Genomic DNA, 21,469 nt, shown 5'->3' with positions numbered 1-21,469 from the left:
GGGGGCTCCCCGTTAAACCTGCGGCTATATTTATTGCCCCGGTGGGGGGGGGGGGGGGAGGGGGCATTTCGATCTGCGGATTGTTTTCAGGGGAAGCCCCAAGGAGACCTACGCGACCTCGACAGGATAATCGCATTCGCTGATTTAATATTGCGCTCCTTCGGAGCTGCGGATAAGCGGGCCTCGTGCTGCGGAATGTTTTTAAGGGGATGCCCCCGGGTGGCCCTATGGCAACGTGGCTAGCGATGTCTATAGGGACCCACGCTTTGAAGGGGCGTCGGGCTGAAATTATGGCCCTTTATTGATAGGGGCTCTTGCTAGGCTGGAGCACTTACCAACAACAGGCTTCGACTGTGTGCTTGGTTTACGCCGCACTGGGTTCCTTGTATTCGAAGACTGGTTCTAGGAGGTCTTCGATGTTGCAGTGGAGGGCTTTTGCTATGGCTCTTACGCTTGTTACCGAAGCTTCATTGATGTTTCTCTGGCGCTGCTCGTACATTTGGATTGAGCGGAGTGACACACCCGATTCGTATGCTAGGTCTTGTTGGGTTTTCTTAAGCTTCTTTCTTGCTAACGCAAGTTTGGTTTGCCTGGACGCTTTTTTCGCCATATCGCAGACGAGGCGAACCACTCGTTCCTCCGAGGCTTCGTGCCAGGGGTAATACAGACTGCGCAGCACATCAAATGGAACGACATGCAGCAAATCTTCGAAAGACTCTCCTAGGCGCCACTGCAGGTATGCCAGCATCCAGCCCGACCAATATTCCGGCGTCTTCTCAAATCGATAGGTGCAGTCCGGTATAGGCCTGTTTTGATAGCCCGACCTTTCAGCGATAAGCGCGAACAGCTCAACACCCGATTTCCCCGACACTACCCATGCGTTGCCGCGTTCAAACTCGCGAGCAACCCCGCTCAGGCAAAAGAGTTCAGCAACTTCAGATCCTTCTGCTCCATAGTCATTGACGGCATAGTCGAAGCAGTCGCCGAGGTTGTTCATTGCGTCCTCGAGGTAGTAGACGGGATATGTCCTACTCGGCCCACGATCTGTTAACTCTTGGATCATTTAAATCAACCCTCCCTGCCATTAAATCTCTAATGTCGATACCTTCGGAATCGAACCCATTGACCGTATCCAAGTATTTGCGTCGAGCATTCTGCTCTCGCTCAAAACGCTTGGGATAAAACTCAGACCCCGAAGCCCGCTTCCAATCGCAGAATCTAATCATCGAAAATGCACGCTCGCTCATAAGGGCATATTGGATACCCAAATCACCCAAGCACATGATACGTTGCAGCTGTCTGAGCGATATCATGCCGCTGACAAACTGTCTTGCAAACGAAAAATAGGAGTCGTCAGCACGATAACCTCGAATAACGTCATAAGGAGATGTATCAATTAAGCAGTTATCAAGTAGATAGCGAAGCCCTTCACGCGCCAATGGCGTCGAAACATTGAACTCCCTGTTATTCGCCAGAATTGCAAGCCAATTGAGGATTGAAAACTCCCCAGACTCCAAATCCAAGACCGAAAGGCCATCTAAATCAAGCTCATATCGATTGGCAACGCCATCGGACTCGGTCCGGCATGCCCATTCCATCGCCATTTCCTCATGTGGCGTGCAATAAAACCCGCGCCCATAGTCATTGAATTGTCTGCATTTATCCAACGACGGACGTTCGATAACAACCTCCGACCCGTGCCAAAGCTCCATATCGACCTCCGAACAAAAATATCACCCCAGTGATAGTGTACCAACAACTATCACTGGGGTGATATAGATGGATGAATACTATTGTCTGCCAAGAGCCCCTACTAGAGGCAGGCCTCGGCAATGCGGCGCTTGAGCTCGTCGATGCCGGTGCCGGTCTGGGAGCTTGTGATGATTACGTTTTCGGCCGGGACGTTGAGTTGCTTTTTGATGGCTGCCGCTTGGCGTGCCTGCTGGGTGCGGCTGAGTTTGTCGGCCTTGGTGAGGCAGACGATAAAGTTGAACTCGTTGCCCTGCAGGTAGTCGATCATGTCATGGTCGAGCTTGCTGGGGTCATGGCGAATGTCCACCAGCGACACAACCAGGTTAAAGCTGCGCTCGGAGTCGAAGAAGTCGCCGATGAGCTCGGCCCAGCGGTCGCGCTCGGCCTTGGAACGACGGGCGAAACCGTAGCCCGGCAGGTCCACAAAGTGCACGTCGTCGGCCTCGAAGAAATTGATATTGCTCGTCTTGCCCGGCGTGCTCGAAACCTTGACCAGGTTCTTGCGGCCAAAGAGCTTGTTCATGATGGACGACTTGCCCACATTGGAGCGGCCCACAAAGCTCACCTCGGGACAGGTGGACTCGGGGATCTGCGAAACCTTGCCGTAGCTGGCGACGAACTTGGCAAGCTGGTAGTTAATGGAATCGGCCATGGATACTCCTTGGTCGCAGGTTCTTACAATAGGGCTGCACGATCACGCAGCGGCGATGCAGCGGACGATATCGAGTGTAATGCCGCTCGCGGTGCGGGCGTACTCGTCCAAATCGAACTCTCGCTCGCAAAACGCGTCATATGCCTCGTCACAATTATCGCTGATAGCACGCAGCACCAGACAATCGACACCGTTCTTGGCTGCAATATGGGCAATCGCAGCACCTTCCATCTCAACGCAATCGGCATGCGTCGCCTCGATGGCGGCGGTGCGCATGGCGTCGCCCGTTACAAAGCGGTCGCCTGTAGCGATAGTGCCAACCAGGAACTGTTTAGGGTCCTTCTCCGCAGCGGAATCAGAAGCGTAAGCATCGATAAACCCATGTTCGGCAAGCACGGTGGTGGCGATGTCAACCAGAGCCGGTGTCGAGGCAAACTCCTCAAGCTCCGGCGCCGACTCGGCGATGAGCGCCGTGTCGGTATCCAGATAGCGCAGGCACTTGCCAATAACCACGTCATTGATATGGAGTTTGGAGTTTAAGCCGCCCGCAATGCCCGAAAACACAACGGCCTGCGGAGCATATCTGCTGATGAGATGCTGTGTTGCACCAGCGGCGTTTACGGTTCCCATGCCAGCGGTCGTGGCGACCACTGACAGACCGTTGAGCTCGCCGCTTACAACGCTCAAGCCCGCCTCTTGCGACACACGGGCGCCGTTCAGTTCTTCTTTAATCTGCGCAACCTCTTTTTCGAGTGCACCGATGATTGCGATGGTAGGCATACCATCCCCCAAACCTGTGAAAACTGTTTATCCACGGTATGGTACCAGCATTTTGACTCAACCGCGCAATACGAAGCCGTTAGGCCAGCGCAGCGCGGGTATCGTAGAGCGCCTTGGCGATGGCGGCCACGGCCTCACTCGAACGGTCACTCCACGGCATCGATGACATGATGCTCATAATGTAGGTGTCGCCATCGACATCGATGAGGCCAGCATCGCACGTCGCATTGCAACCTGCCTCGCTGATCCAACCGGCCTTGTTACGCACCATGGCATGGTCGTCCGCAATGCCGTCACGGATAAAGGACCGGGTCGTAGAGGCCAGAAGGCCCGACAGCCATTGCGACGTCTCGCTCTCGCGGCTCAAATACTCGCTCATCTCGCGCCACAACTTGGCCGAGGTGCGCGGGCAGTAGGTTGGGAAATCGCTCATTGGATCGAGCGCGACCTCGTCTTCGACGCCGAGTGCGGCAATCCAATCCTCGTAGCCATCTTGATCAAACGTTGCACGCAACGCGATAAACGAGTCGTTATCCGAGTTGACGACCGAGGTCTCGATCAGGTCGCGAACCGTCAGCCAGCCCATACTGTAGCCGCCATAGGTGCCCAGAGTATCATCGAGCGATACTTGCCCTGTCTCGACCAGTAACTCGCAGACGTAGAGTACATAGAGCGCCTTGTAGCTGCTCGCACCGTACACCTCGGCGTCCGCGTTATACGTCACGCCCTTGCCGCTCGACAGATCGTAAAACACCACACCCACGTCGCCCAATTCCTGGGCCTGATCAAGGGTATCTTGGAGCGCGGCGAGGCTCTCATCCTCCAGGGCGGGGATCTGGTCATCAACCAGTGAGAAGGTCTGCACGGTATCGCCTGAGGGAATATCGTTAAAGTCCGCCTTCGAAAGCCTCGTCTTGAGGCTCGCTGTCGACAGGGTTTGACTTGCGGTGGCTTTAGATTTAGAGACCTTTTTGTTTTGCGTCTGTACCGTTGACGCATCTGAGTGTGCCATTCGCTCCGACGCGTAGGTTTTAGCGGTAATTCCGAGGATAATAACCGCCAACGTTAGCATCCCAATGGCGGCAATCTTCGTCACGCGGATGCGAGCGTCGGCAAGGCCACGCGAAGACGTGCCCTTCGTCTCATATCTGCTGCTATGCTGCGGCACATGCTCGTCCCGCGATGCGTTGTTTCGCACGTGGTCTCCTGATTGCTCACGTTCATATACGAGCAGCATAATACCGAGCAGGCATTTCTTTCCAAAGATATTCAGAAGCGTTTAAGGTGTCTTTAAAGAAACCACAAGCGTATTTATCCAAATGGCACGATTCTGTTGCGCATCTCACCGCAACCCAGAGAGCAGTCTTTTTAGGACGGGGCTCTTTTAGCTACTTCTCCACCCTACCGGCCCCAAATGAGCTACCCCTAGCCGATGGCGTTTTTGAGTTCCGCGCGGCGTTTTTTCATGCCCGTCATGACGGCGTTGCGCAGCTCGGGCATGCGCGCGGTATCCATCTGCGGAACGCCCTCGAGCTTATAGGGAATCCCCAGCTGCTCATACTTGACGACGCCCATCGTGTGATACGGCAGCATTTCCAGGCCCACCACGTTATGCCACGGGGCAATCAGACGACCGAGTGCCTCGCACTCCTCTGCCGTGTCGGTAATGCCCGGTACTACCACGTGACGGATAACGACCTTGATCCTGCGACGCGCCAGCTCATCGCCAAACGCCAGGATGCGCGCAGGATCGCAACCGGTCAGCTTTTTATGCTCGACGGGATCGGCGTGTTTAATGTCGAGCAGCACCATATCGGTCTCGTTGAGTACGGCATCGAACTTCTCGGGATGCGCGGGGTCGAACGCATAGCCGCAACTATCCAAGCAGGTATGTACGCGACCATCGGGGTTGTTGTGCATTGCGCGGAACAGGTCGGCCAAGAACTCAGGCTGCAGGAGCGGCTCGCCGCCGGATACCGTAATACCACCGCTGCGGTAAAACTCATGGTTGCTCTGGAACTCGTCTATCAGGTGCTCGACGGTCACCATGGTGCCGCCGTTAACCGACCAGGTATCGGGGTTGTGGCAATACGCACAGCGCATGGGGCAGCCCTGAACAAACACCACAAAGCGGATGCCGGGTCCATCGACCGTTCCCATCGTCTCGATCGAATGCACGCGGCCCAGGGCAAACGCGGAGTCCTCAGGACGAGCGTCCATACCCTCGAGCTTCATCTCAGCCATTCCCGCTACCTTGCCTCTCATTGGTTTTAGCTACATAAATGCCAGAGTCATTCTAGCCTATATGCTTGATGGCGAAACGGTTTAGCGGTCAATTGGATTGTCCTATTTGGCCCCATGCAAAAGCGGCGGGAAGGTTGTCGCAACCCGCCCGCCGCCAAGGCAATAGAAATCGATAGACGCCAGGCGTTACGCCTTGAGCGTGAGCACCGCGCCGAAGGCGGTCGGGCCGCAATGGCTCGAGATGACGCCGCCGACCTGAGTCCAGGTAACGTCCTTAAAGCCCAGGTCGTGCGCATAGACTTCCATGTCGTCGCGCAGCTCCTTGGAAAGGCCTACCGAATACGCCAGGCCAATGTACGAGTAGTCAATTTCGCCCTTCGCAACCATGTGGTCAATAAAGGCGCGGGCGCACTTGAGCATAGAGCCGCGGAACTTCTTGGTCGCCACGAACTTGCCGCCCGTTACCTCAATGCAGGGCTTAATCTTGAGCAGATGGGCGCCTAGGAACGCGACGTTGGACAAGCGACCGCCCGCCTTAAGGAAGGCAAGGTCGGTAGGAACAAAGCCCAGCAACACGCGGTCCATAACGGAGCTCGCGAAGGCGAAGATCTCGTCGACGGTGGCATCGGGATGAGCCTCGATGTATTTGGCGGTCTCGACGACAACAAGCGACTGGCCCACCGAGACAAAACGCGTGTCCATGGAGAACACGTAGTCGCGCCCCTCTGCCGCGATCTTCGAGGACTGATGCGAACAGGTCGTGGCCTCGGAATACGCAAGATGCAAAATGGTCGCGTCGGGCTGCTCGGCGTGAATGCGGTCGTACACGCGAGAGAAATCTGCCGGCGCGCAGCCGCTGGTCTTGGGCATCACGCCAAACTCGTTGCAGCGCGAATAGATCTCGAGCGGATCGATCGAGCCGTCCTCGACGGTCTCGTCACCAATCGTGACATGCATGGGCACACGCACGATGCCGTAGCGTTCGCAGAGCCCTGGCGTCACATCCGAACCAGATTCAACCACGATTACGTACTTGCCCATTCTTATCACGACCCATCTCGACGTTGACTTTTTAATATGTGACGCACGTCCGCCGCCCTGCTACAGAACGGCCTCCAAGCGCCAAAGAGACGCCGTCCCTTGCACAAAACAAAGGACAGCGTCTCCCTGGAAAACTCCGTTCTTAACTGAGATTTTACACGCTTTATTACTAAGTGTTACTTACTCCGCAAACGGTAGCTATACGCGATAAACGGTAGCAAGTAAGTATCCAGAACGCTCAACCCATTAGGAGAGTTCCGCCTAAAGGGTGACTACACAGGACCCCCGCCGGGGCTGTTTGGGCTACCTCCCAAAACAATCCGCAGGACGCAAGAAGCCCTCGCCGCACGAAGTGCGCAGCGAGGGCTTCTTGCATGTCCGAGGACACCAATTTAATTTAGCGTGGTTCCCTAAAGTGCGTAGGCCTTACCGGGTCTCCGGTGGGAGTTGAGTCCCTTTAGAACTTGTTGTGGAAGGTACGCGAAATGACCTCGTCCTGCTGCTCCTTGGTGAGCGTGTGGAAGTTCACGGCATAGCCGGAAACGCGAATGGTCAACTGCGGGTACTTCTCGGGGTGAGCCTGAGCGTCGAGCAGCGTCTCACGGTTGAAGACGTTGATGTTCAGGTGGTGGCCACCCTTCTCGGCGTAAGCGTCGAGCATGTGGACCAGGTTGTCGGCCTGAGTCTCGGAAACTTCAGAAACCTTCATAATGTGTCTCCTTCAATCGATAGGCGCCGGCCGAAACCGGCGCACTAATCAGTAATCGTTATTGTTAGTATAGCACTAACAATAGTTACTCGCCCAGCTGATCAAGGTCGATATCACCAAAGAACACTTGGTCCTCCTTGCCGAGCGCGCCCGGGATGATGGAGAAGGTGTTGGAGATGCCGTCCTGGGCATCGCGGAACGGGAGCTTGGAAACCGAAGACAGCGAAGCGATGGCGCCGTGGCTATCGCGCTTGTGCATGGGGTTAGCACCCGGGGCGAACGGCTGGCCAGCCTTGCGGCCGTCGGGCGTGGAGCCGGTCTTCTTACCGTACACGACGTTGGAGGTAATGGTCAGAACCGAGGTCGTGGGCACGGAGTTGCGGTAGGTGTCGTTCATGCGGATGTACTCCATGAACTGGTGCACAACGTCGTGAGCGATCTGGTCGACGCGGTCGTCGTCGTTACCGTACTTGGGGAACTCGCCCTCGGTCTCGAAGTCGACGATGATGCCGTTCTCGTCACGGACGGGGTGGACCTTGGCGTACTTGATAGCGGACAGGGAGTCAGCCACGACGGAAAGGCCAGCGATGCCCGTAGCGAACCAGCGGTGCACGTGCTTGTCGTGCAGAGCCATCTGGATGCGCTCGTAGCAATACTTGTCGTGCATGTAGTGAATGATGTTCAGCGAGTTGACGTACACGCCAGCGAGCCACTTCATCATGTCGTTGTACTTGGCCATAACGTCATCGTAATCGAGCGTGTCGCCCTCGACGGCGCGATACTTGGGGCCGACCTGCTTCTTGGAGACCTCGTCAACACCGCCGTTGAGTGCGTACAGCAGGCACTTGGCCAGGTTGGCACGAGCGCCGAAGAACTGCATCTCCTTGCCAATGCGCATGGAGGACACGCAGCAGGCGATGCCGTAGTCGTCGCCATGGTAAACGCGCATGAGGTCGTCGTTCTCGTACTGGACCGAGGAGCTGGCGACAGAAGTCTTGGCGCAGAACTTCTTGAAGTTCTCGGGAAGACGGGTCGACCACAGAACGGTCATGTTGGGCTCGGGGCTGGTGCCCATGTTCTCGAGCGTGTGCAGGTAGCGGAAGCTCATCTTGGTAACGAGCGTACGGCCGTCAACACCCATGCCGCCGATGGACTCGGTGACCCACTGCGGATCGCCGGTAAACAGGGCCTGGTACTCGGGGGTACGGGCAAACTTGACCATGCGGAGCTTCATGATGAAGTGATCCACGAACTCCTGGATCTGCTCCTCGGTAAAGGTACCGTTGGCAAGGTCGCGCTCAGCGTAGATGTCGATGAACGTAGAGGTACGGCCGATGGACATAGCGGCGCCGTTCTGCTCCTTGACGGCAGCGAGGTAGGCGAAGTACATCCACTGGATGGCCTCCTGCGTGTTGGTAGCAGGTTTGGAAATATCGAAACCATAGGTCTCGGCCATCATCTTGAGCTCGCCGAGGGCGCGGATCTGCTCCTGCAGCTCCTCGCGATCGCGGATGTTGTCGGCGGTCATGACCGTCGGGGTGGAAGCCTTCTGGGCCTCCTTATCCTTGATCAGGTAGTCGACGCCGTACAGGGCGACACGACGGTAGTCGCCGATGATGCGGCCGCGGCCATAGCCATCGGGCAGACCGGTGATAATGTGAGCCGAGCGGCAAGCACGCATCTCGGGGGTGTAGACATCGAAGACGCCGGCGTTGTGGGTCTTGCGCTCGAAGGTGTAGCGCTCGACGACGTTCTCGTCGATCTTGTAGCCGTGCTGGCTGGCAGCCTGGCAAGCGATGCGGATACCACCGTTGACGTGCAGAGCGCGCTTGAGCGGCTTGTCAGTCTGAAGACCGACGATGGTCTCCTTCTCGCGGTGGGCGTTATCGATGTAGCCAGCGGGGTGGCTCACGATACCCGTGACAGTCTTGGTGTCCATATCGAGGACGCCGCCCTGCTCGCGCTCCTTGAGCAGCAGGTCGAGAACCTCGCCCCACAGCTCCTTGGTACGCTCGGTCGGACCGGCGAGGAACGATTCGTCGCCCTCGTAGGGGGTGTAGTTCTTCTGGATGAAGTCTCGGACGTCAACCTCTCCCGTCCAGATGCCTTCCTTGAAGCCTTCCCATGCCTCCTGCATTGTGTAACCACGCTCCTAGTTACGTATAATGCGGCGCTCTCTCACACCGCTGCTTATTGAATTCTTGAATGTTCGGGTTGCATGACCGGCTTCATTCGCCTTCCATCGCGCGTTAGCACAGGGAAAAACGTTTGTCCACCTTGGAACTGCAACCCAAAACCCAAGATTTCACCCGTTTGAGAAGGATAACATAGCCACCCCCTTCATCAGGGCTGTTATATGTTTCTTTTTTTATACCATTAGGGCGTTTTTAACAAATCCGCAGGAAATGCGAGCGCGAACAACTACCGTTCACCGATTTGTTTGGTATTTTTCCTTGCCTTTGTACGACGTTCACTCTAGCTGTTATGCCAGCTTTAGCAGGGTAAAGTGCCCCAGAGACCCACAGAAACTGCAGGGCGGCCACGGGATTTCCCCCGGGGCCGCCCTGTGGCGTGGCTAGTTATTTAGCTTTGATTGCCGCTTGGCATTAAGCGGCTGCGGCGACCTTGTCGGCCGCGGCCTTTTTGCTGTCGCCGTGACCCTGGCCCTCAAAATGCTTGTAGCACCAGCTGGTGACCAGCGGGGTCAAAATGGCCGTCACGATGGCGCACGCTGCAACCTGCGCCGTAGCCGTCGCGAGCACGGCGCCACCGTACATGGCCTCGTTGACACTCGCCATGGCGGCAGGCGTGGCCACATTGGCTCCGGCGCAGCTCGAAATGGCCGCACCTGCGACACCCGTACCGCCCGTGAACTTATCGACCGCGATGACGGGAATTGCAAAGACCACCGAGCAGATCACGCCGAGCAGGATGCCGGGAAGACCGCCGTTGATGAGCTGGCCAAAGGTCATGGTCGAGCCCATGGCAAAGAAGACGAGCACGATGATGGCGGAAAGTGCCGGAGCCATCATCTTCTTAAAGCTCGGGAAGAGGTTACCCAGAATAATGCCGACGACGATCGGCAGGATGGCGCCCACGAGCGACCAGCCGATCGGAGCCTGGCCAGCAGCGCCGAGCACGATCATTGTGACCGGAGGGCCGACAACGAGTGTGGTGATGGCGACGGCGCCACGTTCGGCCTCGTTGCCCATGGTGCCCATCAGACCAGCGTACATAGCGTTGTTGGCGCCGGTGCAAGCCGCCAGCATCACCATGGCAGAGATGCCAAACAGGTTGTCGTTGAATACATAAAGGATGAGCAGCGACACGGCAACGACCACGATCTGCTTGACAGCGATGATGATGGCGCCGCGTGCAGCGGCGGCAGGCGCACTTTTAAACGAAATCGTCGTACCGACGATGAGCAAAAAAGCGCCCACGAGTGGGCTTGCACCCTGCTGGGTCATGCCAAGCGTAAAGCTGCCGAGCGTTTTGAACAGGTCGGGGAATAGCGTGTTGAGCAAGCAGCCCAGCAAAAGCGGCACCAAAATATTGGCGCCCGGGATGGACGACATCTTAAAGAACGGCTCCTTTGCAGCCGGCGCCTCCACCGCAGTCGATTCACTCATATATATATCTCCTTTGGATGCATGCGAATCGTAGCCGCACGCGCCTATGTCAGAAAGAAGGCGACAACCCCGATTCGCCAGGGTCGCCGCCAAACGATTACCGCGGGGTATTACCCGTCCAGGACGATGCCGCCGTCGCAGTCACCGATCTCGCCGTTCACGAAGCTGGCGAGGTCGGAAGCGAAGAACAGCACCATCTGCGCAGGCTCGCTGGCCTGGGCGGCGCGGCCCAGAGGAATACCGTTGATGATGCGCTGAGAGTTCTCGTCAGAAAGGATCGACGTCATGTCGGTAAGCGTGAGCGACGGGCACACAGCGTTGCAGCGGATGCCGAACTTACCGCCCTCCTTGGCGACCGCCTTGGTAAGGCCGTTGACACCGGCCTTGGAGCTCGCGTAGGCCGCGGTGCCGAGCAGGCCGCCGCCGATCTTGCCAGCAACGGAGCTCACGTTGACGATAGTGCCGGCATGTGCCGCCTTAAAGTGCGGGTACACGGCATTCATCATGGTAAAGGTGCCGTTGAGGTTGATGTCGATGGTGCGACGCCACTCGGTGTCGTCGATCTCGTCAAACTTCTTGGTGCTGATGACACCGGCGCAGTTGATCAGGATGTTGGTTTGCGGCAGGTCCGTAAAAATCTGCTCGACGGTCTCGCGCGCCTTGGGCGCATCGGCGACATCGAGCTGATAGAACTTGTTGCCCTCGCCAAGCTCGGCCACAGCCGCCTCGCCCTTAGCAGCGTTCCTTGCGATGAGCGCGACGTGTCCGCCGCCCGCAACGATACCCTTGGCAATCTCGAGGCCAATGCCCTGAGTGCCACCGGTAACGATCGCGGTTTTACCCGTGAAGTCAAATGCCATGACTCCAACCCCCTTGATTCAGATGTCTCCTTGCGGGAAGTTGGAGCATCGCACATGGCGATAAATGAGTCCCAGTCGTCATGGTGGTGACAACCCCTCGCCTAACCGCGGGCATGATAGTTCTTTGAAACGCTTCAGCAATTGAATTATTTTAAGTCTTTATGCGTTCTTAATATTGCCCACTGCATGAGGCCCGCATATGGGGGTATCATCTTCTACCAAAAATAGTTTCTAGTGTTAGGGGTTTTCGGTGAAAGATACCGATTTCCGTGAACTTGGGCGTCAGCTCCTTACCGAGTTCGGCAGTATGCATCAGCGCATTTCGCGCTTTGCGGACAAAGCCCTCAGTGGTGAGATGGCCGTCATGCGCGCCCTCATGCTCGCTGGCGGTTCGCTCACGCCAAGCGAACTCGCCGATCGTGCCTGGGTCTCGAGCGCCCGCATCGCCAATATCCTGCGCGCTCTCGAAGCCAAAGGCTGGGTCGAGCGCGAGCACTCAAAGACCGACCGTCGTCGCGTACACGTCACGGTGACCGACAAGGGATTCCATGATCTCGAAATCAAGCATCGGGAATTCGAGGACCGCACCGCGGCCTTCCTCGAGCAGCTCGGCGAAACAGATACCCAAGAGATGGTGCGCCTTCTTAGGCGTGCCAACGAAATTATCGACCGCAATCAAGAAAGGAGAGATGCCGAGTGAGGATTCTCAAGCTCTTTAAAAAGCATGTCCTGGCACTGTTCGCAGCTATCGTACTTATCGTAATCAGCTGCAACGCCGATCTGGCGCTGCCTACGTATATGAGCGACATCGTCGACGTGGGCGTGCAGCAAGGCGGTATCGCCTCGCCCGTACCTGACACCATTCGCACCGAATCGCTCGACGACCTCGAACTCTTTATGAGCGATAAGGACGCCAAAGCTGTGGAGGCCGTGTTTAGCAAGGCGGATAATAACGGCATTCGAACGTACAAGGGCACCGAGGAAGAGCGCGCCGACGGCGGCAAGATTGCCGACATCGTGAGCCTGCCCGAGACCGTCGTCCTTTCGTTCAACCAGGGCATTGACGCCAACTCCATGGATGACATGATGGGTTCGTCCAGCGAGAATAACAACAACGCCGCCCAGGCCATGCCCACCCCCGAGCAGATGGCGGCAATGACGCCCGAGCAGCTCGCCGAGATGCAGCAGAAGGCCGCGGCGGCGCAGAACATGCAAAAGCAGATTGATACCGACGGCGGTAAGATCACCATGAAGAGCCTGCGCCTAGGCGTTGAAGGCGGCCTAATCGACCAGGGCAAGCTCGTCGAGGGTGCCAACGATATGGCGGACAAAATGGGCTCCATGTCGGGTTCCATCGTGACCCAACGCGCCGTGAGCTATGTACAAAACGAGTACAAGGCGCAGGGCATCGACCCCGCCGACGTGCAGAACGCCTATCTGGGCCGCATGGCAACCACGATGTTTGGTCTGTGCCTGATCTCGCTCATCGCCACCATCCTGACCGGCGCCGTGGCCTCGCGCACCGCCTGTTCCATCGCACGCGACCTGCGCCGCGAGACCTTCAACAAGGTTATGCACTTCTCGCCGGCCGAGGTGGGCAAGTTTAGCCAGGCCTCGCTCATCACCCGCTGCACCAACGACATTCAGCAGATTCAGATGGCCTCAACCCTGTTTATCCGCATGTGCCTGATGGCCCCCGTCATGGGCATCGTCGCTGTCATGCGCGTCCTGGCCAACCACACCGGCCTGGAATGGACCATCGCTGTGGCCATCATCGCGGTCTCGGCCGTCGTCGGCGTGCTTATGGGCCTCACCATGCCCAAGTTCAAAAAGATGCAGAGCTTTGTGGACCGCGTGAACCTCACCGCCCGCGAGCTGCTCGACGGCCTTATGCCCATCCGCTCGTTCAACCGCGAGGAGCATGAGCTCGAGCGTTTTGACAAGGCTTCGCTCGACCTAATGACCACGCAGCTCTACACCAATCGTGCCATGAGCTTTATGATGCCGCTCATGATGCTCGTCATGAACTGCATCACCGTGCTTATCGTCTGGTTTGGCGCGCAGGGCGTGTCCGATGGCGTGATGCAGGTCGGCAACATGATGGCGTTTATCTCCTACACCATGCAGATCGTCATGGCGTTTATGATCCTCACCATGGTTTCGGTCATCCTGCCCCGCGCCGAGGTCGCAGCCGAGCGCGTGGAAGAGGTCATCACCTGCCCCACGAGCATCAACGACCCCGCCTCGCCCAAACTGCCCGCGGCCAGCGCACCGCGCGGTGAGCTCACCTTCCGCGACGTGAGCTTCCAGTATCCCGATGCCCGCGCCGACGTCATTAGCGGCGTGAACTTCACCACGCATGCCGGTCAGATGCTCGGCATCATTGGTTCCACGGGCTCGGGCAAGTCCACGCTCGTACAGCTGATTCCGCGCTTATACGACGTCACGGGCGGCAGCATTTCGCTCGACGGTATCGACGTGCGCGATATGACCCTTTCCGAGCTTCGCCGCCGCATTGGTTACATCCCGCAGCAGGGGCGTCTGTTCTCGGGCACCGTGGAGAGCAACCTTAAGTTTGCCGGCGACATGGTAAGCGACGAGAACATGCACGAGGCCGCGCGCATCGCCCAAGCCGAGGACTTTATCGCCGAGCGCGAGGGCGGCTACGACTCCCCCATCAGCCAGGGCGGCTCCAATGTCTCGGGCGGTCAGCGCCAGCGTCTGGCCATCGCCCGCGCGTTGGCAAAAAAGCCCGAGGTCCTGGTGTTCGATGACTCGTTTAGCGCCCTCGACTACAAGACCGACGCGCGCCTGCGCGAAGAGCTTGCCAAAAACGTTACCGACGCCGCGCTCGTTGTCGTAGCCCAGCGCATCGCGACCATCATGCACGCCGACCAGATCATCGTGCTCGACGACGGCCACGTGGTGGGCACTGGTACGCACGAGGAGCTGCTGCACAGCTGCCCGGCGTACCTGGAGATCGCACAGTCGCAGCTTTCCGCCGAGGAGCTGGGGCTCACTCAAGAAGAAATTGCAGCCGTTATGGAGGGAGGCGAGCACTAATGGCAGACGAGACCAAGACTCAGATTCCCAAGCCCACCCGCCAGCGCGGTCCCATGGGCCGCATGGGTGGCATGGGCCGCGGCGAGAAGGCCAAGGACTTTAAGGGCGCCATGCGGCAGTTGCTCGGCTATATCGGTCAACACAAGGTTGCCGTGCTTGCCGCCGTCGCCTTTGCCGTGTGCTCGGTCGTCTTTAACATTGTGGGACCCAAGGTGCTCGGCCAGGTTACGACCAAGCTGTTCGAAGGCCTGGTCGCCAAGGTCAACGGTACCGGCGATGTCGACTTTGCCTGGATCGCCAAGACGCTCGGCTTTTTGCTCTGCCTGTATCTGGCAAGCTCTGTTTGCAGCCTCATCCAGGGCTGGCTCATGACCGGCGTCACGCAAAAGATTTGCTACCGCATGCGCAAGGAGATCGCCGCCAAGATTGCCGTCGTGCCGATGAGCTACTTTAACGGACACAGCAAGGGCGATGTGCTCAGCCGCATCACCAACGACGTCGATACGCTGGGTCAGTCGCTCAACCAGAGCGTGACGCAGCTCATCACGTCGGTGACGCAGATTGTCGGCGTGCTCGTCATGATGCTGTCGATCAGCCTGCCGCTTACCGGCGTCACCGTGCTCACACTGCCGGCCGCCGCGATTATCCTGACCGTGATGATTCATTTCTCGCAGCCGTACTTCCGCGAGCAGCAGCAGGTCCTGGGCACCGTCAACGGCATTATCGAGGAGGACTTTGCCGGCCAGAACGTCATTCAGGTGTTCGACCGCGCCGAGGCCTCAATCGAAGAGTTTGACCGTCAAAACGACCGCCTCTTTATTAGTGGCTGGCGCTCGCAGTTCCTGTCGGGCCTGATGATGCCGCTTATGAGCTTGGTGGGCAACATGGGCTACGTGGGCGTCGTCGTGGTGGGCGCACAGCTCGCGCTGACCGGCAATGCCACGCCCGGCGACATCCAGAGCTTTATCCAGTACGTTCGCAACTTTACGCAACCCGTGCAGCAGCTGGGCAACGTGAGCAACACGATGCAGTCTATGGCCGCTGCCACCGAGCGCGTCTTTGAGTTCCTGGCCGCGCCCGAGGAGGAGCAGAAGGCCGACGCGCAGATTCCCGAAAAGCGCCCTGGCCATGTGGAGTTTGACCACGTCAAGTTTGGCTACACGCCCGACAAGACCATCATCCACAACTTTAGCTGCGAGGCACAGCCCGGCCAGACCATCGCCATCGTCGGTCCCACCGGCGCGGGCAAGACCACGCTCATTAAGCTGCTTCAGCGCTTCTACGACGTGGACGGCGGCTCGCTGCGCGTCGATGGCGTCGACGTACGCGATTGGGACCGCGCGGCACTGCGCGGCGAGTTTGCCATGGTGTTGCAGGATACGTGGCTGTTTAACGGCACCATCCGCGAGAACATCCGTTACGGACGCCCCGATGCAAGCGATGCCGAGGTCGAGGCCGCTGCACGCGCTGCACGCTGCGACCACTTTATCCATACGCTCGCCGGCGGTTACAACTTTATGATCAACGAGGAAGGCACCAACCTTTCGCAGGGCCAACGCCAGCTCGTGACCATTGCCCGCGCCATTTTGGCCGACCGCCCGGCGCTGATTTTGGACGAGGCGACATCCAACGTCGATACCCGCACCGAGGAGCTTATTCAGCGCGCCACGGATGCGCTGATGCAGGGCCGCACCAGCTTTGTTATCGCACACCGCCTGTCCACGATCCGCAACGCCGACGTGATCTTGGTAATTCGCGACGGCGACATCGTCGAGAAGGGCACGCACGACGAGCTGCTCGCCCAAGGCGGCTTCTACGCCGACCTGTACAACTCGCAGTTCGACGAAGCGGCGTAAATTCTGCCGCAGGGAACGGATAACACCCGAAAACGGGGGCGCAGGACAACCTGTGCCCCGTTTTTTGTTCTGCGACCCTCAAACCGCCTCCCCTGGGACCAAATCGACGGCCTCTTCCAAGCCGCGTGGCATCATTCCATTCCAGGGCCAGCCAACGTTTGCCCAGATAAAACCTGCCAAAATAAACCTGTCCCTTTTTGGCAGGTTTTGGGGTGACGAGGGCTTGCACTTTAGCGTGCGACAGCGGATAATGCCGAGCATTCGACAATGCACACTTTGTCTTATTTGATTGAGGAGGCCCCGTATGGCCATGGAATTCAAGCGCAGGTTGCCGATCCCCATGGAAATCCGCGAGGAAATGCCGCTTTCCGCCGATCTTACCGCCAAAAAACAGGCATTCGACGCCGAGGTCGCCAAGGTCTTTACCGGCGAGGACGCGCGCAAGGTGCTCATCATCGGCCCGTGCTCTGCCGACCGCGAGGACTCGGTGCTTGAGTACATGAGCCGACTGGCCAAGGTCGCCGAAGAGGTCAAGGACAAACTCATCATCATTCCGCGCGTCTATACCAACAAGCCGCGCACCAAGGGTACTGGCTACAAGGGCCTGCTGCACAACCCCGACCCCGAGGCTCCCGACGACCTGCTCGAGGGCGTCAAGGCCATCCGCCATATGCACCTGCGCGTCATCGAGGAGACCGGTTTCTTTACCGCCGATGAGATGCTCTACCCGTCCAACTACCAGTACCTCGTCGACCTGCTGAGCTACGTCGCCGTGGGCGCGCGCTCGGTCGAGAACCAGGAGCATCGTCTGGTGTCGAGCGGCATTTCGGTGCCTGTGGGCATGAAGAACCCCACCGCCGGTTCCACCACCGTTATGCTCAACTCCATCTACGCCGCCCAGGCACATCAAAGCTTCATCTTCCGCAACTGGGAGGTCGAGTGCGACGGCAATCCGCTCGCGCACGCCGTCATGCGTGGCTACATTGGTCTCGACGGTCGTACCTACCCCAATTACCACTACGAGCATCTGGAGCGTCTGGCTGAGCGCTATACCGAGCATGCCGGCTACGCCAACCCGGCGGCGATCATCGACTGCAACCACGACAACTCGGGCAAGCGCCCGCTGGAGCAGCACCGCATCTGCAAGGAGGTGCTCGACAGCTGCCGCCGCAACGAGTCCATCTCCAAGCTGGTCAAGGGCTTTATGATCGAATCCTACCTGGAGGACGGCAACCAGTCTGTCGACGGCGGCGTCTTTGGCAAGTCCATCACCGACCCGTGCCTGGGCTGGGAAAAGACCGACTACCTCATCCACGAGATCGCAGAGCGGGTGTAGGTTACGGCGTTTTACCAAACGCCGTAACCGGCCGACGCTACAAACCCGTACACGCGAGCAATCTGCCTTTCAGCTTCGACGGCATGACCAAAAGGTCAATGCCGCCTCGCTTCAAGGCACCTTGCTCGCGTGTACGGGTTTTCGCTGACGTTTTTCTACCAGCGTCGTTGCCAAAGCTGGCACTTGGGGACGCTCCTTTTGGGGTAGTCGTTGGGGACGCTCTTGTTTGACTAGTCGTTTAAGAACGTCCCCAACGACTACCCGGGGGAGTTGCCTTCCCTCGCGGCGGTCTTCTAGCAGAAAAACCAAGTGAGTAGGCTTTTTGCAGGAGGCCAAGCACGCCCCAAAACGCCACAGCTCTGACCTGCGGTTTTATTGAGCATTTGTCGCGATGTGCTCGGCAGGTTCAAAAAAGTCTACTCACTTGTATCTGAGACGCACCAGGTTGTAAAAAACCGCCGCGAAAGGGCCCCTTGTCCCTTCGCGGCGGTCATACGCCTCTGATTTTGCGACGATTTTGCCCGCTTGTTATTCGCTGTAGCGGGTGGCTATGGCAGCTCGCACCATTCCGGTGCTCATGAGGTACGTCACCAGGAAGTAGCCACCGTACGCTGCCAGGAAGATCGCGCAAGTGAGGCCCACGGTGCCGCCGATGCTCATATTTCCGAATATGCTCACCAGCTCGATGATCACCTTAAGTGCCACAAAGGAGTGCGCCAGGCCCACTGCCTGCGGGAACAGGAAGAATACCGCTTGCTGCGCCATCACCGAATGGCGAATCTGGCGGTCGTCGCAGCCGATCTGTGCCAGCACACGATAGCTGCGGCTGCCGTCGGCCACGTTGGAGAGTTGCTGGATCGACAGAATCGCCGCGCATGCAACAACCAATACAAAGCCGATGTAGATGGCTAGGTAGCTAATAAGACCGTTCATTTGCGCTGCTTGCGTGTACATCTCGGAGCGTGTGATGAAGATTCCCCACGATCCCGGCTCCTTGCCGTCAACGAGCAGATTGTCGAGCACAGTGTATTCAATGCTCTCGTCTGCCTCGGTCGTATCCATCCCCTGTTTGTAGTTAACGAGCAGGCTACTGGAATACGGCTGCAGATTAAGTTGGGACAACAGCTCGTCGGCAACGACGACGGTACCCGGATTACTGCCCATCGCCGAGTTGGCGATGGCCGCCGTGTCCTCGTCCGACTTATCGGTTGCGGGCTTGAGCGTATGCCCGCCCAAGGTAAGGGCATGGCCGCCAGCCATATACTTGGTGTACAGGTCGACCAGCTCACCGCCCATATCACACGTAAGCAAGTACTGGTCGCGGCCAATGCTCACCGGCTCCTCGCCCATCATCTGGCACAGTTTGTTGTACTGGCTCGCCGGCGTCACAAACAGACCCATCGCATCGGCCTTGCTACCCCCGAACGCCTTGGGAAGCTTTTCGCCCATGGTCTTGCACATCTCACCCGCAGACACCGAAGGACTCGAACCGCCAAGCGGGTAACTCAGATACGAATCGATCTGCACATGCTCACCGGCAACATCGGCGATATAGACCTTCTTGCCGGTCTCGTCGTTGTTGTCCGCCGACTTGCCCTTACGATCGCCGTGCCATGCGGAGTACAAATCGACCGTTGTATCGGCCAGCACCATGCGATCGGCCTCAGACGGATTGACATACTCTTTGTAGTAGTCGAGCGTATCGGGCGTGTAATAGACATACGTCTGCGACATATCGGCCGGCGTATAGCGCTCCAGATTCTCGTTCATCACGCTGGCAATCGACATGCCGCAAGTCACAGAAGTAATGGCAAGGAACAGAATCATCGCGATGACGCCCATCGAAAAGCACACCGTGTTGACCTTGGCCGCAAGCTGGCGCACGATAAACATGTTGAGGCCGCGCCAATACACGCCGCGCAGGCTCTGCAGCAGCTTGATAAGCATGCCCGAGAGTCCCCAGAACAGGGCAAAGGTGCCCACGGTAACCATAGCGGTCGTAATGCCAAACTGGTTCATGGCCTCTTGCAGCTTGCTGTCCGTCGCGGTTAGCGGGAACCCATCACGTAGCAGACGGTAATAGGCCACGCCCACAAGCACCACGCCCACGGCAAAGATGGCAATCGCGATCCAGGGGTTGCGTGTCTTGATGCTCTCGTTGCGACGCTCGGCACCCATAAGCTCGATGAGTTTGGTACGACGCACGGCGCGAAGGTTCAGCAGTAGCGTGAGCACAAACATTACGAGCATGCAGGCAAGGGTCAGGTTGAACGCATGCACCGAGAAAAAGAAGTGGAAATTGGCGATCTGTGTCTTAAAGAGCGAGGCCGTAAAGAACGTCATGAGCTGGGAGAGTCCCACACCCAGCACAATGCCGGCGACAAAGGCCACAACCGATACTATCACGGTCTCGAGCGCCATGATCGTGGCGACGCGCCCGCGCCCCATACCGAGCACCTGGTACAGGCCAAACTCCTTCTTGCGGCGTTTCATGATGAAGTTATTGGCATACACCATCAAAAAGGCCATGACACCGGCCAAAAAGTACGTCAGGTAGCCGAGCATGCTGCCCATAACCTGCGCCAAGCCCTCTTCATCGATTCCGGCGATGTCGACCTGCATCGAGATGGTGTTAAAGGCATAGAAGACCGTGACGCCCAGGGTGAGCGTCAAAAGGTAGACGAGGTAGTCGCGGCCGGCGCGGCGGACGTTGCCCCAAGCGAGTTTACAGAGCATCGGAGCCCTCACCGCCCATCATGGCAACGACCTCCATAATGCGGTCGAAGAACTCGCGGCGGTCGGTGTCTCCGCGGCGCAGCTCGGTGAAGATCTTGCCGTCGCGAATAAACAGCACACGGCTCGTGTAGCTGGCGGCAAAGCTGTCGTGCGTGACCATGAGCACGGTGGCGCGCAGGCGGCGGTTAAGGGCCTCCAGGCTCTCGAGCAGCAGGCGAGCGCTCTTGGAATCGAGAGCGCCGGTGGGCTCGTCGGCCATGATCATGGTGGGGTCGGTGACGAGCGCGCGAGCCGCGGCAACGCGCTGCTGCTGACCGCCGGACATCTGGTAGGGATACTTGTCGAGCACCTGACTGATGGACAGACGCGCTGCCACATCCTGCACGCGGGTCGAGATCTCTGCCGAGTTTGTGCGGGCGATGGTGAGCGGCAGGGCGATGTTCTCGCGTGCCGTGAGCGTATCGAGCAGGTTGGAGTCCTGAAAGATAAAGCCAAGCTCCTCGCGGCGGAACTGCGAAAGCTTAGCCTGCTTCATGCGCGTCACGTCCTGGCCGTTGATGCGGATCGTGCCACTTGTGGCACTATCGATGGTCGACACGCAGTTGAGCAACGTCGACTTGCCCGAGCCCGAAGCGCCCATGATGCCAACGAATTCGCCGCGGTTGACAGTAAAGCTGACGTCGTTGAGCGCGCGGGTCACGTTGCCCAGCGCTCCGTATACCTTTTCGAGATGCACGACTTCCAGTACCGGGGTCGCCATGTGCGTGGTTTGCATACCGAGTCCTTTCTTGCGATTAGTCTACGGCATCTA

General features: G+C 58.1%; 17 protein-coding genes. 4 read left to right on the top strand and 13 right to left on the bottom strand.

From position 1 onward, the window contains the following. Positions 1-364: 364 nt before the first annotated feature. The 11 genes from ACTQXO_RS02515 to ACTQXO_RS02465 form a co-directional block, all read right to left on the bottom strand. Complete coding sequence (locus ACTQXO_RS02515; RefSeq protein ID WP_441031255.1) at positions 365-997, bottom strand: helix-turn-helix transcriptional regulator; 633 nt, start codon at positions 995-997, stop codon at positions 365-367. A gap of 31 nt (positions 998-1,028) precedes the next feature. Next, positions 1,029-1,712, bottom strand: coding sequence for a DUF3990 domain-containing protein (locus ACTQXO_RS02510; RefSeq protein WP_441031257.1), 684 nt, complete (start codon positions 1,710-1,712; stop codon positions 1,029-1,031). Positions 1,713-1,813: 101 nt separating this feature from the next. Then, entirely contained in the window at positions 1,814-2,404 is a 591-nt protein-coding gene (gene yihA / locus ACTQXO_RS02505; RefSeq protein ID WP_055252447.1) for a ribosome biogenesis GTP-binding protein YihA/YsxC, read from the bottom strand. A gap of 42 nt (positions 2,405-2,446) precedes the next feature. Then, entirely contained in the window at positions 2,447-3,184 is a 738-nt protein-coding gene (gene mtnN, locus ACTQXO_RS02500; RefSeq protein ID WP_154514922.1) for a 5'-methylthioadenosine/S-adenosylhomocysteine nucleosidase, read from the bottom strand. A gap of 79 nt (positions 3,185-3,263) precedes the next feature. Further along, positions 3,264-4,382, bottom strand: a complete 1,119-nt coding sequence (locus ACTQXO_RS02495) for a serine hydrolase (RefSeq protein ID WP_441545410.1) — start codon at positions 4,380-4,382, stop codon at positions 3,264-3,266. Between the two features lie 227 nt (positions 4,383-4,609). Continuing rightward, positions 4,610-5,428: a pyruvate formate-lyase-activating protein gene (gene pflA, locus ACTQXO_RS02490; protein WP_427718181.1), complete on the bottom strand. Its 819-nt coding sequence runs from the start codon at positions 5,426-5,428 to the stop codon at positions 4,610-4,612. Between the two features lie 186 nt (positions 5,429-5,614). Next, positions 5,615-6,469, bottom strand: coding sequence for a DegV family protein (locus tag ACTQXO_RS02485; RefSeq protein WP_441031264.1), 855 nt, complete (start codon positions 6,467-6,469; stop codon positions 5,615-5,617). A gap of 457 nt (positions 6,470-6,926) precedes the next feature. Then, positions 6,927-7,178: an autonomous glycyl radical cofactor GrcA3 gene (gene grcA3 / locus ACTQXO_RS02480; RefSeq protein ID WP_055252439.1), complete on the bottom strand. Its 252-nt coding sequence runs from the start codon at positions 7,176-7,178 to the stop codon at positions 6,927-6,929. 85 nt (positions 7,179-7,263) lie between these two features. Then, complete coding sequence (gene pflB / locus ACTQXO_RS02475; protein WP_441031265.1) at positions 7,264-9,315, bottom strand: formate C-acetyltransferase; 2,052 nt, start codon at positions 9,313-9,315, stop codon at positions 7,264-7,266. A 469-nt stretch (positions 9,316-9,784) separates the two neighbouring features. Then, positions 9,785-10,807 carry a 2-keto-3-deoxygluconate permease gene (locus tag ACTQXO_RS02470; protein ID WP_427794436.1) on the bottom strand — a complete coding sequence of 341 codons (1,023 nt, stop codon included), beginning with the start codon at positions 10,805-10,807 and terminating at the stop codon, positions 9,785-9,787. 110 nt (positions 10,808-10,917) lie between these two features. Further along, positions 10,918-11,667, bottom strand: coding sequence for an SDR family NAD(P)-dependent oxidoreductase (locus ACTQXO_RS02465; RefSeq protein ID WP_427728112.1), 750 nt, complete (start codon positions 11,665-11,667; stop codon positions 10,918-10,920). Positions 11,668-11,917: 250 nt separating this feature from the next. Here ACTQXO_RS02465 and ACTQXO_RS02460 point away from each other — a divergent pair, with 250 nt between their 5' ends. From ACTQXO_RS02460 to ACTQXO_RS02445, 4 genes are all read left to right on the top strand, one after another. Further along, positions 11,918-12,367 carry a MarR family winged helix-turn-helix transcriptional regulator gene (locus tag ACTQXO_RS02460; RefSeq protein ID WP_154514934.1) on the top strand — a complete coding sequence of 150 codons (450 nt, stop codon included), beginning with the start codon at positions 11,918-11,920 and terminating at the stop codon, positions 12,365-12,367. Beyond that, positions 12,364-14,730: an ABC transporter ATP-binding protein gene (locus tag ACTQXO_RS02455; RefSeq protein ID WP_441031267.1), complete on the top strand. Its 2,367-nt coding sequence runs from the start codon at positions 12,364-12,366 to the stop codon at positions 14,728-14,730. Before ACTQXO_RS02460 ends, ACTQXO_RS02455 begins: the two co-directional genes overlap by 4 nt. Then, positions 14,730-16,586, top strand: coding sequence for an ABC transporter ATP-binding protein (locus tag ACTQXO_RS02450; RefSeq protein ID WP_441031269.1), 1,857 nt, complete (start codon positions 14,730-14,732; stop codon positions 16,584-16,586). Before ACTQXO_RS02455 ends, ACTQXO_RS02450 begins: the two co-directional genes overlap by 1 nt. A gap of 304 nt (positions 16,587-16,890) precedes the next feature. Continuing rightward, positions 16,891-17,922, top strand: a complete 1,032-nt coding sequence (locus ACTQXO_RS02445; RefSeq protein ID WP_154514938.1) for a 3-deoxy-7-phosphoheptulonate synthase — start codon at positions 16,891-16,893, stop codon at positions 17,920-17,922. 528 nt (positions 17,923-18,450) lie between these two features. On the opposite strand, the gene ACTQXO_RS02440 is transcribed toward ACTQXO_RS02445, so the two are convergent. Together ACTQXO_RS02440 and ACTQXO_RS02435 are read right to left on the bottom strand one after the other, a co-directional pair. Then, positions 18,451-20,658 carry an ABC transporter permease gene (locus ACTQXO_RS02440; protein ID WP_441031272.1) on the bottom strand — a complete coding sequence of 736 codons (2,208 nt, stop codon included), beginning with the start codon at positions 20,656-20,658 and terminating at the stop codon, positions 18,451-18,453. After that, positions 20,648-21,433 (bottom strand): ABC transporter ATP-binding protein, encoded by a 786-nt coding sequence (locus tag ACTQXO_RS02435; RefSeq protein ID WP_427719015.1) that lies wholly within the window; start codon positions 21,431-21,433, stop codon positions 20,648-20,650. The genes ACTQXO_RS02440 and ACTQXO_RS02435 overlap by 11 nt, the downstream gene beginning before the upstream one ends. Positions 21,434-21,469 lie beyond the last annotated feature (36 nt).

It is taken from the genome of Collinsella sp. LCP19S3_D5 (assembly GCF_052121415.1).
In the GTDB taxonomy this organism is placed as follows: Bacteria; Actinomycetota; Coriobacteriia; order Coriobacteriales; family Coriobacteriaceae; genus Collinsella.
Note: the sequence above shows the minus strand (reverse complement) of the source record. Positions and strands in the feature narration are given on the sequence as shown.

Excerpts from the sequence above, each read along its gene's own strand:
- yihA (WP_055252447.1), bottom strand. The coding sequence starts at position 2,404 with ATGGCCGATTCCATTAACTACCAGCTTGCCAAGTTCGTCGCCAGCTAC.
- pflB (WP_441031265.1), bottom strand. The coding sequence starts at position 9,315 with ATGCAGGAGGCATGGGAAGGCTTCAAGGAAGGCATCTGGACGGGAGAG.
- ACTQXO_RS02515 (WP_441031255.1), bottom strand. The coding sequence starts at position 997 with ATGAACAACCTCGGCGACTGCTTCGACTATGCCGTCAATGACTATGGA.
- pflA (WP_427718181.1), bottom strand. The coding sequence starts at position 5,428 with ATGGCTGAGATGAAGCTCGAGGGTATGGACGCTCGTCCTGAGGACTCC.
- ACTQXO_RS02485 (WP_441031264.1), bottom strand. The coding sequence starts at position 6,469 with ATGGGCAAGTACGTAATCGTGGTTGAATCTGGTTCGGATGTGACGCCA.
- ACTQXO_RS02465 (WP_427728112.1), bottom strand. The coding sequence starts at position 11,667 with ATGGCATTTGACTTCACGGGTAAAACCGCGATCGTTACCGGTGGCACT.
- mtnN (WP_154514922.1), bottom strand. The coding sequence starts at position 3,184 with ATGCCTACCATCGCAATCATCGGTGCACTCGAAAAAGAGGTTGCGCAG.
- ACTQXO_RS02470 (WP_427794436.1), bottom strand. The coding sequence starts at position 10,807 with ATGAGTGAATCGACTGCGGTGGAGGCGCCGGCTGCAAAGGAGCCGTTC.
- ACTQXO_RS02435 (WP_427719015.1), bottom strand. The coding sequence starts at position 21,433 with ATGCAAACCACGCACATGGCGACCCCGGTACTGGAAGTCGTGCATCTC.
- ACTQXO_RS02450 (WP_441031269.1), top strand. The coding sequence starts at position 14,730 with ATGGCAGACGAGACCAAGACTCAGATTCCCAAGCCCACCCGCCAGCGC.
- ACTQXO_RS02440 (WP_441031272.1), bottom strand. The coding sequence starts at position 20,658 with ATGCTCTGTAAACTCGCTTGGGGCAACGTCCGCCGCGCCGGCCGCGAC.
- ACTQXO_RS02445 (WP_154514938.1), top strand. The coding sequence starts at position 16,891 with ATGGCCATGGAATTCAAGCGCAGGTTGCCGATCCCCATGGAAATCCGC.
- ACTQXO_RS02510 (WP_441031257.1), bottom strand. The coding sequence starts at position 1,712 with ATGGAGCTTTGGCACGGGTCGGAGGTTGTTATCGAACGTCCGTCGTTG.
- grcA3 (WP_055252439.1), bottom strand. The coding sequence starts at position 7,178 with ATGAAGGTTTCTGAAGTTTCCGAGACTCAGGCCGACAACCTGGTCCAC.